This window comes from Streptomyces sp. (genome assembly GCF_031181705.1).
GTDB lineage: Bacteria > Actinomycetota > Actinomycetes > Streptomycetales > Streptomycetaceae > Streptomyces.
This window is the reverse complement of the sequence record NZ_JAPSKN010000044.1, coordinates 18,891-36,552: the sequence shown is the minus strand read 5'-3', so window position 1 is coordinate 36,552 and position 17,662 is coordinate 18,891. Positions and strand designations below refer to the sequence as shown.

The following is a 17,662-nucleotide window of genomic DNA, read 5'->3' as shown; positions in this document are numbered from 1 at the left end:
CGCGCGGACGTCCCCTTCGACAGCGTCGACTACGTGGAGGCCCACGGCACGGGCACACGCCTGGGCGACCCGGCCGAGGCGTCCGGCCTGCGCGAGGTGTTCCGGGCGACCGGCCGCGGCCGGCCCCTGACGATCGGCTCGGTGAAGACGAACGTCGGGCACCTGGAGCCCGCAGCGGGCATCGCCGGTTTCGTGAAGGCGGCCCTGTGCGTGGACCGCGGCCTGCTGGTGCCGAGTCTGAACTTCGCGTCGCCCAACCCCGCCATCGCCGACTTCCACCGCGACTTCGAGGTCCCGGGCACGGCCCGGCCCTGGCCGGACGCACCCGGACGGCCGCGACGGGCCGGCGTGTCGTCGTTCGGCATGGGCGGGACCAACGCCCACGTCGTCCTCGAACAGGCCCCCCGGACGCCCACGGCCCGCGCCGCGGACACCGGACCGGGCCCGCGCGGCTCGCAGGTGCTGCCGTGGGTGCTGTCGGCCCGGTCCGAGGCGGCCCTGTGCGAACAAGCGCTCCGGCTCCGTGAGTTCGTCGCCGCCGACGCCTCCCTGACCACCGCCGACGTGGGCCACTCGCTGCTGACGACCCGGACCGCGTTCGAGCACCGGGCGGTGCTGCTCGGCGGCGACCGCGACGCGGCGCTGGCCGGCCTCGACCAGCTGGCGGCCGGCTCCGGCACGGAACGGACGGTGCGGGGCACGGCCCCGGGCCCGCCCGGACCGGTCGTGTTCGTCTTCCCCGGGCAGGGCTCCCAGTGGCTCGGCATGGGCCGCCGGCTGTACGCGGAGTCGGCACAGTTCGCGCGCGGGATCGACGCCTGCGCCCGGGCCCTGGCGCCGTGGGTGGACTGGTCGCTGGTGGACGTGGTGACCGCCGCCGAACCGGCCGCGGCACTGGACCGGGTCGACGTCATCCAGCCCGCGCTGTTCGCGATGATGGTGTCGCTGGCCCGGGTCTGGCGCTCGTCCGGTGTGGTGCCCGACGCGGTGGTGGGGCACTCCCAGGGCGAGATCGCCGCCGCCTGCGTGGCCGGCGCGCTCTCCCTGGAGGACGCGGCGCGGCTGGTCGCCCTGCGCAGCCGCGAACTGACCGCACTGGCCGGCACCGGCGGGATGAGCGCGGTGTCCGCGTCCCCGGCGTGGGTGCGCGAACGGCTGCGGCGGTGGCCCGGGCGGCTGTCCACGGCCGCGGTCAACGGACCGGCGTCGGTGGTGGTCTCCGGCGACGACGAGGCGCTGGAGCTGTTCGCCGCGCGGGCCGCCGAGGAGGACGTGCGGGTGCGGCGCGTCAAGGTGGACTACGCCTCGCACTCCCACCACGTCGAGCGCATCCGGGAGCGGCTCCGCACGGCCGCCTCGGACCTCGCACCACGACCACCCGAGGTGGAGTTCTGGTCCACCGTCACCGGCGGGCCGCTCGGCACGCGGCCGCTCGACGGCGCGTACTGGTACGACAACCTGCGCTCGACGGTGCGGTTCGGCGAGGTCGTCGAACACCTGATGCGCGCGGGCGCCGGGGTGTTCGTGGAGGTCAGCCCCCATCCGGTCCTCGAAGTGGCGATGGCGGAGACGGCCGACGCGCTCGCGGTCTCCCCGGTGATGGTGGGCAGCCTGCACAAGGAGGACGGGAGCCAGGCGGACCTGCTGGCCTCGCTCGCCGAACTGCACGTGCGTGGAGCGCCGGTGGACTTCACGGGGCTGTTCGCCCCGCACCGGCCGCGCCGGGTCGCCCTGCCCGCCTACGCGTTCCAGCGGCGGCGGTACTGGCTGACCCCGTCCGACGAACCGGGCCCTGCCCCCGACCCGGGCGGCGAAGCGGGCGCGGCGACGGCCCTGCCGGACTCCGAACCGGCCGCCCTCGGCCTCGTGTGCGCCGAGGCGTCCGCCGCGTGGGGTGCCAAGGGCCCACGCCCGACGGCCGGCGACCTCGCGGCGCGCCCCGACAGCACCTTCAAGGACCTGGGCTTCGAATCCTCGACGGCGGTGCGGCTGCGCAACCGGCTCACCGCGGCGACCGGCGTGCGGCTCCCGGCCACCGTCGCGTTCAGCCACCCCACGCCGCGGCGGCTGGCCCGCCACCTCCTCTCCCTCCTCGCGCCACCTGCGGCCGCGCGGCCCGCCGAGCCGGAGGGGACGAGCCAGGAGGACCGCAGCGACGACGAGCTGTACGCGCTCATCGAGCGCGGCTACGTGTAGCACCGCCCGTTCGCCCCGTCATCGGTGAAGGAGACCCAGTGCAGGAAGTCGACAAGCTCCGGTCCTACCTGCGGCGCGCCGTCGGTGACGCGCAGGAACTGCGCGAGCGGGTGCGCGCGTTGGAGGAGTCGGCTCGCGAGCCCGTCGCCGTCGTGGGCGCGGGGTGCCGCTTCCCGGGCGGGGTGACGTCGCCCGAGCAGCTGTGGGACGTGGTGTCCGCCGGTGTGGACGCGACGGGGGAGTTCCCGGCGGACCGCGGCTGGGACGTGGCGGCGCTGTACGACCCGGATCCCGAGGCGTCCGGCAGGACGTACACGCGCCGGGGCGGGTTCCTCGCCTCGCTCGCGGAGTTCGACGCGCCGTTCTTCGGCATCAGCCCGCGCGAGGCGCTGGCGATGGACCCCCAGCAGCGCCTGATCCTGGAGACCTCCTGGGAGGCCCTGGAGCGCGCGGGGATCGACCCCACGACCCTGCGGGGCTCGGACACGGGCGTGTTCACCGGTATCTACGGGGTCGACTACGGTCCCCGGCTGGGCGGTGGGACGGCGCCCGAGGTGGAGGGCTTCGGGATCGCCGGGACGTACACCAGCGTCGCCTCGGGCCGGGTGGCGTACGTCCTGGGCCTGGAGGGGCCGGCGGTGTCCACCGACACGGCCTGCTCGTCCTCGCTGGTCGCCGTCCACCAGGCGGTGCGCTCCCTGCGCTCCGGGGAGTGCGCGCTGGCGCTGGCCGGCGGGGTGTCGGCGCTGCCGAGCCCGGGCCTGTTCGTGGAGGTCTCCCGGCAGCGGGGCCTGTCCGCCGACGGGCGGTGCAAGTCGTTCGCGGAGTCGGCCGACGGGACCGCCTGGGGTGAGGGCGCGGGTGTGCTGGTCCTGGAGCGGCTGTCGGACGCGCTGCGCAACGGGCGGCGGATCTGGGCACTGATCCGGGGCTCGGCCGTCAACCAGGACGGCGCGTCCAACGGTCTCACCGCGCCGAACGGGCTCGCGCAGCAGCGGGTCGTGCGAGCGGCCCTGGCCGACGCGCATCTCGCCCCCCGGGAGGTGGACGCGGTGGAGGCCCACGGGACCGGCACCAGGCTGGGCGACCCCATCGAGGCGGAGGCGCTGCTGGCCACCTACGGGCAGGACCGGGAGCCCGGCGAACCGCTCCGGCTGGGATCGCTCAAGTCGAACATCGGTCATACCCAGGCCGCGGCCGGGGTCGGCGGCATCATCAAAATGATCATGGCGATGCGGCACGGCGTCCTGCCGCGGACGCTGCACGTGGACCGCCCCACCCCGCACGTCGACTGGACGTCCGGAGCGGTGGAACTGCTGACCGAGTCCGAGCCCTGGCCCGCCCGGCCGGGACGGCCCCGCCGTGCGGGCGTGTCGTCCTTCGGGGTCAGCGGCACCAACGCGCACCTCGTCCTCGAAGAGGCCCCCGCGGCGGGGGACGGAACGGCCCGCCCGCCCGCGGCCGGCGCCTTCGGAGGGGTGTCCACCGACGCGGCGGCGGTGCCCTGGGTGCTCTCCGCGCGGTCCGAGGAGGCCTTGCGGGAACAGGCGCTGCGCCTGCGGGAGCGCGTCGTCGCGGACGCCGGCCCCACCGCCGCGGCCGTGGGACACGCGCTGGTGGCGACCCGCTCGCTGTTCGAGCACCGCCAGGTGCTGATCGGCGCGGACCGCGACGAGCTGCTCGCCGGCCTGACGGCCGTCGCCGCGGGGGACCGGCACCCCCGGGGCGTGGTCTCCGGTGTCGCCCGGCCGCTGGGCGGTACGGTCCTCGTCTTCCCCGGCCAGGGATGCCAGTGGCCGGGCATGGGACGCGAACTGTGGCAGACCAGCCCGGTCTTCGCCGAGCAGCTGCGCGCCTGCGCCCAGGCGCTCCAGCCGTGGATCTCCTGGTCGCTCGTCGACACCGTGTGCGGTGGCCCCGAGGCGGCCGACCTGGACCGGATCGACGTGGTCCAGCCCGTGCTGTTCGCGATGATGGTGTCCCTGGCGCGGGTCTGGCGTGCGCTGGGCGTCGAGCCGGACGCCGTGATCGGCCACTCCCAGGGCGAGATCGCCGCAGCCTGCGTGGCGGGCGCCCTGTCCCTGCCGGACGCGGCCCGGATCGTCGCCGTACGGTCCCGGCTCCTGGCCACCGCCACCGAGGACGGCGGCATGGCCGGGATCGTGGCGACCGAGGACCGGGTCCGGCGGCTGATGGAGCCGTGGGGGCCGCGCATCGCGATCGCGGCGGTCAACGGGCCGTACTCCACGACCGTGTCGGGGGAGGCCGACGCGGTCGCGGAACTGGTGGCGGCCTGCGAGGCCCAGGGGGTGCGCGCACGCCCGATCCCGGCCGGCGTCCCCGGCCACTCGCCGCTGATGGACCGCTTCGAGCAGCCGCTCCTCGACGAGCTCGCTCCGATCCGGCCGGTGTCCTCACCCGTGGCGTTCCACTCGACCGTCACCGGTGCGACCCTCGACGGCTCGGAACTCGACGCGGCCTACTGGTTCCGCAACATGCGGGAGCCGGTCCGCTTCGACGCTGCCATGAGGAGCCTGCTCGCGGCGGACCACGGAGCCTTCGTCGAGGTCAGCCCGCACCCGCTGCTCATGGTGAACATCCAGCAGATGCTCGACGACACCGCCGGAGCTCCCCGGGTGGCGACCGGCTCGCTGCGCCGCGGCCAGGGCGGGTTCGCGCGGCTGTACCGGTCGGCGGCCGAGGCCTTCGTGGCGGGTGTCCCCGTGTCGTGGCCCGCGGCCCTGCCCGAACCGGACGGTGCCTGGGCGGAGTTGCCCACCTATCCGTTCCAGCGGCACCGCTACTGGCTGGACACGCCGCGCGAGGCCGTCACCGCTTCCCTGTCGGACCATCCGCTCCTCGACGCCGTGATCGACCTGCCGGACGACGCGGAGAGCGGCGGCGTGGTGGGCCGCGGGTTCCTGTCGCCCGAGCGCCATCCGTGGCTCGCCGGGCACCTCGTCCACGGCACCGCCGTGGTGCCGGGCACGGTGCTGCTGGAGATGGCGGTGTGGGCCGCGCACCGGGCGGGCCGCGACGTCGTCGACGAACTCGTCCTGGAGGAACCACTGGTGCTGTCCGGCCCCGCCGGGCGCGAGGTCCGCGTGGTCGTCGACGGCAACGGCGTGATCGGCGTGCACTCGCGCGGCGACGGCGAAGCCGGGTGGACCCGGAACGCCTCGGGCTTCGCCGGTTCCGACACCGGCGTCAGCCCGCGGGCCGACGGCCTCGCAGCCTGGCCCCCCGCGGACGCGGCCGGCGTGTCCCGCGAGGCGGCGTACGCCCGGCTGTCCGCCCTCGGCTTCGCGCCGGGACCCCTGTACCGGGGCCTGGAGGAGGCCTGGCAGGCCGACGGCGCGCTCTTCGCCCGGGTGGAGCTGCCGGCGGTCGGCGGGGCGGAACAGGCGAGCGGCTTCCGGATCCATCCGGCGCTGCTCGACGCCGCGTTGCTGGCCAGCAACCTGGCACCGGCCGTCGACGGCACCCCTCAGGGAGGGCTGCCGTACCGGTTCCGGGGCGTCCGCCTGGGGTCCGCCCGCCCCGGCGCGCTGCGCGTCCGACTCACCTCCACCGGACCGGACACGGTGTCCGTGGTCCTCGCGGACCGGACCGGGGCACCGGCCGGCGGGATCGAGTCGCTGACCCTGCGGCCCGTGGACACCGGGAAGCCGGCGAAGTCCGGCTCCGGCCGGCACGACGCCCTGTACCGGGTGGACTGGGTTCCGGCACCGTCCTCGCCGCACGAGATCGGCCGGTACGCCGTGCTGGGCGAGCCGGACGCGCTCACCGCGTCCCTGGCACGGGGCGGGCCGGTCCTGGCCACACCGGCCGAACTCGCCGCCTCCGGCGCCGGGACACCCCCGGTCGTGTTCGCCGTGCCGGACGGCGCGGGGGCCGACGGGGACACTCCACCCGAGGCCGCCGGACACCGGCTCCACCGGGTGCTGCGGTGGACGCGCGAGTGGCTCCTGGACGACCGGTTCTCCGCGTCGCGCCTGGTGGTCGTCACCCGTGAGGCGTTCCAGGACGGCCGGGGGTCCCGCACCGACCCGGCCGCGGCGGCGGTCTGGGGTTTCCTGCGCAGCGCGCAGACGGAACACCCCGGCCGGTTCACGCTCCTGGACACCGACGGCCGCGCCGATTCCTGGGCCCGCATACCGGCCGCGGCCGCCACGGGCGAGGACCAGCTCCGCATCAGGGCGGGCACCGTGACCGCTCCCCGGCTCACCCACCCGGCAGCCGCACCCCCTTCACCCGGCGCGGACCGGGACCGCCCCGCCCTCGGGCCCGGGACGGTGCTGATCACCGGCGGCACCAGCGGCCTCGGAGCGATGCTGGCCCGCCACCTCGTGGAGCGGCACGGGGTGCGCCGCCTGCTGCTCACCAGCAGACGGGGGGCGACGGCCCCGGCGGTGGACGGACTGCGTGCCACGCTGACCGGGGCGGGCGCCCATGTCGAGGTGGTGGCCTGCGACGTCACCGACCGCGCGGCGGTGACCGCGTTGGTCGACGCCGTCCCCGACGAGCACCCGCTGACCGCGGTGATCCACTGCGCCGCCGTCCTGGACGACGGCGTCGTCGAGTCGCTGACGGGCGACCGCGTCGAGGCGGTGCTCGCTCCGAAGACGCACGGCGCCTGGCACCTGCACGAGGCCACCCGGCACCTGGACCTGTCCGCGTTCGTGCTGTTCTCCTCGATCGCGAGCCTGCTCGGGACGGCCGGACAGGCCGGCTACGCGGCGGCGAACGCCTTCCTCAACGGCCTCGCCGAGACCCGCCGGGCGCAGGGGCTGCCCGGCACCGCCCTGTGCTGGGGCTACTGGGCCGAGCGCAGCGAACTGGGCGCCGGGCTCGGGGAGGCGGACCTCGTGCGCCTGCAACGGCAGGGCGTGTCGCCGATGCCGTCGCACGAGGGCCTCGCCCTCTTCGACGCGGCGATCGCCCGGGACGAGCCGGTGCTGGTGCCCGCCCGGCTGCACCTGCCCGGACCCGGCGCCGCGCACACCGGCCGCACCCTCTCGCCACTCCTGCGCGATCTGCCCGCGCCGTCGGCCGGCACGGACCGTCCGGACCGGCAGGAGACGCACGGCATCGAACTCGCGCAGCTGGTGCTGTCGAAGCCGGCGGCCGAGGCGGAGGCGGTGGTGCGCGACGTCGTGCGGGCGCAGACCGCACTCGTCCTCGGGCACGAGGACGGTCAACAGGTCGGACCCACCGTCGCGTTCCGCGACCTCGGCCTCGACTCGCTCACCGCGCTGGAACTGCGCAACAAGCTGTCGGCGGTGACCGGCCTGAAGCTGCCCGCCACGCTCGCGTTCGACCACCCGAACCCCCAGGCCCTCGCGCGGTTCCTGATCGACAGCCTCACGCCCGCCCCCGCCGGTCCGCAGCGGACACCGGCCGACCGGCTGGCCGAGGAGATCGAGCGGCTGGGCGCCCGGCTGGAGGAGGAGTTCCCCGCCCTCGCGGACGAGGAAAGGGCCACCCTGTCCGCCCTGGTGGGCCAGGTGCAGGGCCGGGTCCGCGCCATGGCGGGCGAGGGACCGGTGATCGGCATCACCGACCGGATCAGTACGGCCTCAGCCGGCGAGCTTCTCTCGCTGCTGGACCAAGAGCTCGGCTAGGGGAGAGCGATGAGTGACGACAACAACGCCGAGGTTCTCGACTACCTCAAGCGGACCTCGATCGAGCTGATCGAGACCCGCCGACGGCTGGAGGAGCTGACGGAGGCCGCCGCCGAGCCCATCGCGGTCGTCGGCGCCGCCTGCCGCTTCCCGGGCGGGGCGGCGTCCCCGGAGGAGCTGTGGGACCTGGTGCGTTCGGGCCGCGACGCGGTGGCCGGCCTCCCCGAGGACCGCGGCTGGGACCTGGACGCCCTCTACGACCCCGATCCGGACCGGCCCAACACGAGTTACGCGCGCTCCGGCGGCTTCCTGCCCGACGCGGGCGACTTCGACGCGGAGTTCTTCGGCATCAACCCCCGCGAGGCGCTGGCCGCCGACCCGCAGCAGCGGCTGCTGCTGGAGACCTCCTGGGAGTCCCTGGAACGCTCCGGCATCGACCCGCGGACCCTGCGCGGCAGCGCCACCGGTGTCTTCGCGGGACTCGCCTACTTCGGCTACGGCGACCACCACGCCACCCCCGAGGCCATCTCCGGCTACGGCCAGACCGGCTCACTGCTGAGCGTGGCGTCCGGACGCGTCGCCTACGTCCTCGGTCTGGAGGGACCGGCGGTGTCGACCGACACCGCGTGCTCGTCGTCCCTGGTGGCGATCCACCAGGCGGTGCAGTCGCTGCGGCAGGGCGAGTGCGGGCTCGCCCTCGCCGGGGGAGTCACCGTCATGGCGACGACGCAGGTCCTGCGCGAGATGTCCCGGCAGCGGGGCCTGGCGCCCGACGGCCGGTGCAAGGCGTTCTCCGACACGGCGGACGGCGCCGGGTTCTCCGAGGGCGCCGGGGTCCTGGTCCTGGAGCGGCTGTCGGACGCGCGGCGCAACGGACGCCGCGTCTGGGCCCTGATCCGGGGCTCGGCGATCAACCAGGACGGCGCGTCCAACGGCCTGACCGCGCCGAACGGCCCGGCGCAGCAGCGGGTGATCCGGGCCGCGCTGGCCAACGCCCGGGTCCGGGCGAGCGAGGTCGACGTGGTGGAGGCGCACGGCACGGGTACGAAGCTGGGCGACCCGATCGAGGCGCAGGCGCTGCTCGCCACCTACGGGCAGGACCGGGACCGCGACCGGCCGCTGTGGCTGGGGTCGCTGAAGTCCAACATCGGCCACGCTCAGGCGGCCGCCGGCGTCGGCGGGGTCATCAAGATGATCATGGCGATGCGGCACCGGACGATGCCCAAGACCCTGCACGTGGACCGCCCCAGCACGCACGTGGACTGGTCGGCCGGTGCGGTGGAACTGCTGACCGGGGCCATGCAGTGGCCCAGTGCCCCGGGCCGGCCCCGGCGGGCGGGGGTGTCCGCCTTCGGCGCCAGCGGCACCAACGCGCACCTGATCCTGGAGGAGGCCCCCGCCGAGGTGACGCCCGCTGCGGACCGGCCTGCCGGCCGCGAACCGGCCGGGGCAGCACCCCCCGGGGAGGCGTCCGCCGCCGGTCGCCCGGCAGGGCATGCCACGACGGTGGTGCCGTGGATCGTCTCCGCGCGCTCGGCCGAGGCGCTGCGGGCGCAGGCGCACAAGCTGCACGGCTTCGCCGTCGCCGATCCGCGCGCCGACGTCGCCGCCGTCGGACGCTCGCTGGCCTCGACCCGGGCCCGGTTCGAGCACCGCGCGGTGGTGCTCGGTCAGGAGCGGGACGAACTCCTGCGCGGTCTCGCGGCGCTCAGCGAGGGCGCCGAGTCCGCCGACGTGGTGCGCGGAATTGCCGGGGAGCCCGGCGGCACCGTCTTCCTCTTCCCCGGGCAGGGCTCCCGCTGGGCCGGCGCGGCGGCCCGGCTGTACGACGCCTTCCCGGTCTTCGCCCGGAGCCTCGACGAGGTGTGCGCCCGCTTCGACGCCCACCTGCCCTTCGCCCTCAAGCCCCTGCTGCTGTCCGGCCGGCCCGCCGACGACCTCGCCGACCGCACCGACATCGCCCAGCCGGCGCTGTTCGCCCTCCAGGTCGCCCTGTACCGCCTGATCACGCGCTACTGCCCGCCCCCCGGCCGGCTGATCGGTCACTCGGTCGGAGAGATCGCCGCCGCCCACGTCTGCGGCGCCCTCGACCTGGACGGCGCCACCCGGCTCGTGGCCGCCCGCGGCAGGATCATGCAGACCGTCGAGGAGCCGGGCGCGATGCTGGCCGTACGCGCCCCGCAGGACGAGGTGCGGGCCCTGCTCGCCGCGTACGACCGGGTGGGCGTCGCCGCCGTCAACGGACCCGCGTCGGTCGTCGTCTCGGGCGACCGCGACCAGATCCACGCCCTGCGTGACCGGCTGGTCGCCGACGGAACCTCCGCGAAGCCGCTCGCCGTCGGCCACGCGTTCCACTCCCCGCTCATGGACCCCGTCCTGGACGCCTTCGCGGCGTCCCTCGGCGAACTCGGCGGCGACGCGGCGCAGATCCCCGTCGTCTCGTCCCTGCTGGGCCGCGAGGCCACCGCCGGGGAACTGACGTCGGTCACACACTGGGTGCGCCACGTGCGCGAACCCGTCCGCTTCCACGACGCGGTACGGCACGCCCGCGAGTGCGGCGCGGACGTCTTCCTCGACGTGGGCCCCGGCTCCACCCTCGCGGGCATCACCAAGGAGGCCTTCGCCCACGAGGGCGCGCACGACGCGCTGGTCGTGCCGGTGTCTCGGCGGGACCGCGAGCCGGAGGAGGCGTTCGTCGCCGCGCTGGCCCGGCTGCACGTACGGGGCGTGGACGTGGACCTGGGCGCCCTGCTCCCGGCGGGCGGACCGGTGGACCTGCCGACGTACGCCTTCCAGCGGCAGCGCTACTGGCTGGACTTCCGGTCCGCCGCGGGCCGGGCGGACCTGTCCGCCGCCGGGCTCACCGCCGCTGACCACCCGCTGCTCGGCGCCGAGGTCGACCTGCCCGGCACCGGCGAGGTCGTCCTCACCGGCCTGTGGTCCCTGCGGACCCATGCCTGGCTGGCCGACCACACCGTGTTCGGCGAGGCCGTCGTACCGGCGACGGCCCACCTGGACCTCGCCCTGGCGGCGGGCCGCCGCGTCGGTGCCCCCGCCGTCGAGGAACTCTCCCTCGAAGTGCCCCTGGTCCTCGCGGCCTCAGGGGAGACACGGGTGCGGATCGTCGCCGGTGCCGCCGACGACACGGGACGCCGCCTTCTGGAGGTGTTCTCGCACTCCGGCGAGGACGGTCCGGCGCCCGGTGGCTGGACCCGGCACGTGACGGGCCGTCTGGCGCCCGCCGCGGCGCCCGAGTCCGGGGCCCCCGAGGACGCGACGCCGCTCGTCGTGTGGCCCCCGGCCGGTGCGCAGCGGATCGACATCGCGGAGCTGTACGCCTCCTTCGCGGACGCCGGCTTCGACTACGGCCCCGCGTTCCGCGGCCTGCGCGAGGTGTGGCGGCGGGGCGAGGACCTCTTCGCGACCGCCACGTTGCCCCGGACGGACGGCACTTCGGCCGCCGACGGCTTCGCCCTGCACCCCGCGCTGCTGGACTCGGTGCTGCACGCGGTGGTGGCCGGCGAGGTCATCGAGGTGGACGGTGCCCGGGGCTGGATGCCCTTCTCGTGGAGCGGGGTCGACGTGGCCGGGGCCTGCGGCCCGGACGTGCGGGTGCGGATCTCCCCGGCCGGCGACGGTGTCGTGTCCGTGGTGGTCGCCGACGGCCAGGGGCGGGCGGTCGCCCGCATCGGTGCGCTGACCTTCCGGCCGGCCGGCCCCGAGCAGGTCCGCGCGGTGCGCGGCGCACACGGGTCCGCGCTGTTCGAACTGGAGTGGACGCCGGTCCCGTCCGGTGCGGGCACGGCTCCCGGCGGGAGGCGGATCGTCATCGGTGCGCGGGAGGGCCTCGCGGCCCGGGCCGCCGCCGCGGCCGGCCCGTCCGCCGTGCGGTGCGCGTCCCTGGAGGACGCCCTGTCGGGCGGGGCCCTCACGGGCGCGGACCCCGCGCAGATCGTCCTCTGCCTGGACGACGACGGCACGCACGGCACCGGAAGCGCCCCCGACCCCACCGACGCGGCCGGGAGCACCGTTCCGCTCGGCGCGGTCCGCCACGCGGGCCTGCGCGTTCTCGACGCGGTCCAGCTGTTTCTCGCCGACGAACGCTGCGCCGGAGCCACCCTGGTCCTCCTCACGCGCCTGGCCCAGGACACCGGCGGCGGACAGGACGGCGTGAGTCTCCAAGGCGCGTCCGTGTGGGGCCTGCTGCGCTCCGCCCGGACCGAACACCCCGGCCGGTTCCGTCTGGTGGACATCGACGACGGGGCGAGCTCCTGGGAGCGCCTCCCGCACGCGCTCGCCCTCGACGCGGACCAGCTGGCCCTGCGCGACGGGCAGTGCCTGGCTCCCCGCCTGGCACCGGCCACTCCCGCACACGGCCGGCTCCAGCCGCCCCCGGCCGGACCCCACCGGCTCGGCATCCCGGACAGGGGGACGCTGGAGAACCTGACCTGGGTCCCCTGCCCCGAGGTCGAAGCGCCCCTCACCAGCGGGCAGGTACGGGTCGCCGTGCACACCGCGGGGCTCAACTTCCGCGATGTCACCATCGCCCTCGGCCTGGTGGAACGGACCGCCATCGACGCCGGACTCGGCAGCGAGGGCTCCGGGACCGTCCTGGAGGTGGCCGACGACGTGCCGGGCCTGGCCCCGGGCGACCGGGTGACCGGCATCTTCACCGGCGCCTTCGGCCGCGTGGCCGTGGCCGACCACCGTCTGCTCGTGCCCGTCCCCGACGGGTGGAGCCACGCGGAGGCGGCGTCCGTGCCGGGCGCCTTCCTCACCGCCTACCACGCGCTCGTGCACCTCGCCGGGCTGGAGAAGGGGCAACGGATCCTCGTCCACGCCGCGGCCAGCGGTGTCGGCATGGCCGCCGTCCAGCTGGCGCGGCACATCGGGGCCGAGACGTACGCGACCGCGAGCCCCGCCAAGTGGCCCGCCCTGCGGGCCATGGGACTGGACGACGACCACCTCGCCTCCTCACGGGACCTGCAGTTCGCGACCGTCTTCCGGCACGCCACCGGCGGCCGCGGCGTGGACGTCGTGCTGAACTCCCTCGCGCACGCCCACGTCGACGCCTCGCTGACCCTGCTCCCCGCCGGCGGCAGCTTCATCGAGATGGGCAAGACCGACATCCGCGACCCCGCCCGGGTCGCGGCCGACCACCCGGGCGTCGCCTACCAGGCCTTCGACCTCTACGAGGCGGGCCCGGACCGGATCCAGGAGATGTTCCGGGCCGTCATGGACCTGTTCGCCGAGGAGCGGCTGCACGTCAACCCGGTCTCCGTCCGGCCCGTCCACGACGCGCGCACCGCGTTCCGCGAGATGAGCCAGGGACGGCACATCGGCAAGCTCGTCCTCGACCTGGCCGACGACTTCGGCGGCGGGACGGTCCTGGTCACCGGCGGGACCGGTGGCGTGGGGTCGCTGGTGGCGCGCCACCTCGTCACCGCACGCGGGGTGCGCAGCCTGGTGCTGGCGAGCCGCCGCGGCATGGCCGCCGAGGGAGCCGCCGCGCTGGTGTCGGACCTCGCGGACGCGGGCGCGACGGTGGAGGTCGTGGAGTGCGACGTCGCGGACCGGGCCGCGGTGGCGGACCTGCTCGCCGGCCTGCCCGGACCCTCTCCGCTGACGGCGGTCGTGCACACGGCGGGGGAGCTGGCCGACGGCACCGTCGCCGCGCTCACCGCGGACGGGCTCGACCAGGCGCTGCGGGCCAAGGCCGGCGGCGCGGCCCACCTCGACGAACTCACCCGCGGGCGCCCCCTGAGCGCGTTCGTGCTGTTCTCCGCCCTCGCGGGAACGCTCGGCGCCGCGGGACAGGCCGCCTACGCGGCGGCCAACGGCTTCCTGGACGCCTTGGCGGTGCGCCGCAGGGCGTCCGGCCTCCCCGGCACGTCGCTGTGCTGGGGCTGGTGGGAGCAGCGCAGCGGCATGACCGGGCACCTGGACCGCGCCGACCTGTCCCGGGTACGGCGGATGGGCGTCGCCGCCATGCCGACCCCCGACGCGCTGGACCTGTTCGACGCGGCGTGCGCACTCGGCAAGCCGGTCCTCGTCCCGGCCCGGCTGGACCTCGCCGCGCTGCGCGCCGCGCCGCGCGACGAACGGCCCGGTCTGCTGCGCGACCTGGCCGACGCGGGCCGGGCCCGCCGCCCCCGCACGGCCGCCCCCGAGCGGGCCTCCGCGCCCGGGCTGCCGGCCGCCCTGGCCGCGCTCCCCGATCACGAGGCGGAGACCGCCGTCCTCGACTTCGTCCGGGACCAGGTCGCCCTCGTGCTGGGACACCCCTCCGGCACGGCCGTCGACGCGGACCAGGCGTTCACGCCCATGGGATTCGACTCGCTGACCTCGGTCGAACTGTGCAACCGCCTGGGCGCCGCGACCGGACTGCGCCTGCCGACCACGCTGGTCTTCAGCTACCCCACGCCGCGCGAACTGGGGCTGCACCTGGCCGGCCTGGTGCGCCCGGCGGCCCGGACCGGACCGGACGAGGACGCCGCGATCCGGGAGGTGCTGCGGACCGTCCCGATCGACAGGCTGCGCGACGCGGGGCTGCTCGAACCGGTGCTGGCCTGCGCCGGCCCCTCCCGGCCCGGTCCCGTGACCCGGCACGAGTCGCAGGACGGCCCCGACGCGCCGGCGCTGACGGGCCTCGACATCGACGCACTGGTCGAACTGGCCCTGGACGAGAGGGGGAAGTGACATGGACGACTTCGCGGACCGCACCGCGGACGGCGCGAACGACGCGGACCGGGTGCAGCGCGCACTGCGCACCCTGCTGCAGGAACGCGACCGCCTCCGTCAGGAGAACGAGGCACTCAAGGCCCGGCACGCCGAACCGATCGCCGTGGTCGCGATGGCGTGCCGCTACCCGGGAGGCGTCTGCTCGCCCGAGGACCTCTGGACGCTGGTGCGCGACGGCGTCGACGCCGTGGACGAGTTCCCGCAGGACCGCGGCTGGCGCGACGTCTACGACCCGGACCCCGCCGCCGTGGGCCGTTCCTCGACCCGCCAGGGAGGCTTCCTGGACGGCGTGGCGGACTTCGACGCGGGGTTCTTCGGCATCAGCCCGCGCGAGGCGCTGACGGTCGACCCGCACCACCGGCTGCTGCTGCAGACCTCCTGGGAGGCCTTCGAACGGGCCGGCATCGTCCCCGCCGACGTGCGCGGCACCGACGTCGGCGTCTTCACCGGCGTCAGCTCCTCCGAGTACGGCTGGCGCTTCCTGGAGGCGCACCACGGCGAACTGGAGGGCCACCTGCTGTACGGCAGCGCCCTCAGCGTCGCGTCCGGCCGGGTCGCCTACCAACTGGGCCTGACCGGACCGGCGGTGTCCCTGGACACGGCGTGCTCGTCGTCGCTGGTCGCCCTGCACATGGCGGCGCAGTCGCTGCGGTCGGGGGAGTGTTCGCTCGCGCTGGCGGGCGGGGCGTCGATGATGCCCACCCCCGCGATCTTCGTGGAGTTCTCCCGGCAGCGGGCGCTGTCCCCCACCGGGCGGTGCAGGGCCTTCGCGGACGGGGCCGACGGCACCGGCTGGGCGGAGGGCGTCGGTGTGCTGCTCCTCGAACGGCTGTCCGACGCCCGGCGCAACGGCCGCACGGTGCTGGCCGTCCTGCGCGGCAGCGCGGTGAACCAGGACGGGGCCAGCAACGGGCTGACCGCCCCCAACGGCCGCGCTCAGGAGCAGGTGATCCGCACCGCCCTGGCCAACGCGCGGGTCCTCGCCGCACAGGTCGACCTGGTCGAAGCGCACGGCACCGGGACCGTCCTGGGCGACCCCATCGAGGCGGGCGCCCTGCTGGCGACCTACGGGCAGGACCGGGAGCGCGACAGGCCGCTGTGGCTCGGATCCCTGAAGTCCAACATCGGTCACGCCCAGGCCGCCGCGGGGGTGGGCGGCGTCATCAAGGCCGTGCTGGCCATGCGTCACGGCTGGCTGCCGAAGACGCTGCACGTGGACACGCCCTCCCGGCACGTCGACTGGTCGTCCGGGGCGGTCCGGCTGCTGGAGGAGGGGCGCGCGTGGCCCAGGCCGGACGGTCCCCGGCTGGCCGGCGTGTCGTCGTTCGGCGTCAGCGGCACCAACGCCCACGTCATCCTGGAGGAGCCCCCGCAGGAGCCGGCGGAGCGGGGCGGCACCGGCCCGGCCGTGACCGGTGGCCTCGTGCCGTGGGTCGTCTCGGGCAAGGACGCCGCGGCCCTGGCACGGCAGGCGGGCCGGCTGCACGACTTCGCCACCGCCGGCACGGACCTCGCCGACACCGGCTGGTCGCTGGCCTCCGGCCGCTCGCGCTTCGCGCACCGCGCGGTCGTCCTCGGCCGCGACCGGGAGGAACTGCTGAGCGGTCTGGCGTCGCTGCGCGACGGAACGGACTCCGGCGGGGTGGTGCGCGGTGCCGCCGCCGACCTCGGCGGGATCGCCTTCATGTTCCCCGGCCAGGGCTCGCAGTGGGCCGGCATGGGACGGCAGCTGTACGCCACCTTCCCGGCGTTCGCGCACTCCCTCGACGCGTGCGCGGACGCCCTCGCCGAGTGGACCGACTGGTCGCTGCCCGACGTCCTGCACGGCACCGACGGGGCGCCCACGCTGGACCGGGTCGACGTGGTGCAGCCGGCCCTGTTCTCGGTCATGGTCTCCCTGGCCGCCCTGTGGCGGTCCTGGGGCGTCGAACCGGCCGCGGTGGTCGGACACAGCCAGGGCGAGATCGCCGCCGCCCACGTGTGCGGCGCGCTGTCCCTGCGCGACGCCGCGAGGATCGTGGCGCTGCGCAGCCGGGCCCTGACCGCTCTCGTCGGCCACGGCGGCATGGCGTCCGTCACGGAGTCCGCGGACCTGGTCCGGACGCGCCTGGCACCCTGGGGCGACCGGGTGAGCGTCGCCGTCGTCAACGGGCCCCGCTCGGTGGTGGTGTCGGGCGAACCGGAGGCCCTCGACGAGTTCGTCGAGAAGATGCACGCCGAGGGCGTGCAGGCCCGGCGGATAGCGGTGGACTACGCGTCCCACTCGCCGCAGGTCACCCGGGTCCGCGACCAGGTGCTCGGCCGGCTCGCCGACGTGAGCCCGAAGACGTCCGCGCTGCCCTTCTACTCCACCCTGCACGGCCGGAGGACGGACACCGCGGAGCTGAACGCCGGTTACTGGTACGCCAATCTGCGCGAACCCGTCCGCTTCGAGACCTCCGTGCGGCAGCTGCTCGACGACGGATTCCGGGTGTTCGTGGAGATGAGCCCCCATCCCGTACTGACGTATCCGGTGCAGGAGATGGTGGAGGACCTGGACGACGCCGTGGTCCTGTCCTCCACCCGACGGGACCGGGGGGAGGCCGACGCCGTGCTGGACTCACTGGCCCGACTGCACGTCCACGGCGGGGCCGTGCGCTGGGAGTCCCTGTTCGGCGAGCGGCAGCGCGTGGATCTGCCGACCTACGCCTTCGACCGGCAGCGCTACTGGCTGAGCTCCGCGCACACGGCCGTGACGGTGGAACTGCCCACGACGGATCAGGCCCCCGGCGACCAGGCCCCGGTCTCCCTGCCGGAGCTGCTCGCCGGCCGGTCCGGCGCCGACGCGGAGGCGATCGTCCTCGGCCACGTCCTCGACAGGGCCGCAGCCGTCCTCGGACACGCCTCGGCCGACGCCCTGGACCCCGACGGGGAGTTCCGGCAGTTCGGGTTCGACTCGCTGCTCTCGGTCGAACTGAGCAAACGCCTCGCCGCGACGACGGGACTCAAACTCCGGGCCAACCTGGTGCTGCGCCACCCGTCACCGAGGCTGATCGCCCGGCACATCCTGTCCACGATGGCCGAAGGCGACCCCGCGTGAAGGCGCCCGCATTCCGTGTTCC

Annotated in this window: 3 protein-coding genes and 1 pseudogene; all 4 read left to right on the top strand. The window is 75.7% G+C overall.

Annotation, left to right across the window (positions count from 1 at the left end; all coding sequences use genetic code 11):
- The coding region (locus RIN80_RS11745) for a type I polyketide synthase (RefSeq protein WP_309095499.1) at positions 1-2,196 on the top strand (2,196 nt) is incomplete at its 5' end.
- Positions 2,197-2,258: 62 nt separating this feature from the next.
- Positions 2,259-7,820, top strand: a pseudogene (locus RIN80_RS11740) (SDR family NAD(P)-dependent oxidoreductase); the annotation flags it as partial.
- 9 nt (positions 7,821-7,829) lie between these two features.
- On the top strand, positions 7,830-14,519 hold the full coding sequence (locus RIN80_RS11735; protein WP_309095497.1) for a type I polyketide synthase: 6,690 nt from the start codon (positions 7,830-7,832) through the stop codon (positions 14,517-14,519).
- Position 14,520: 1 nt separating this feature from the next.
- Entirely contained in the window at positions 14,521-17,640 is a 3,120-nt protein-coding gene (locus RIN80_RS11730; protein ID WP_309095496.1) for a type I polyketide synthase, read from the top strand.
- Positions 17,641-17,662: the final 22 nt, after the last annotated feature.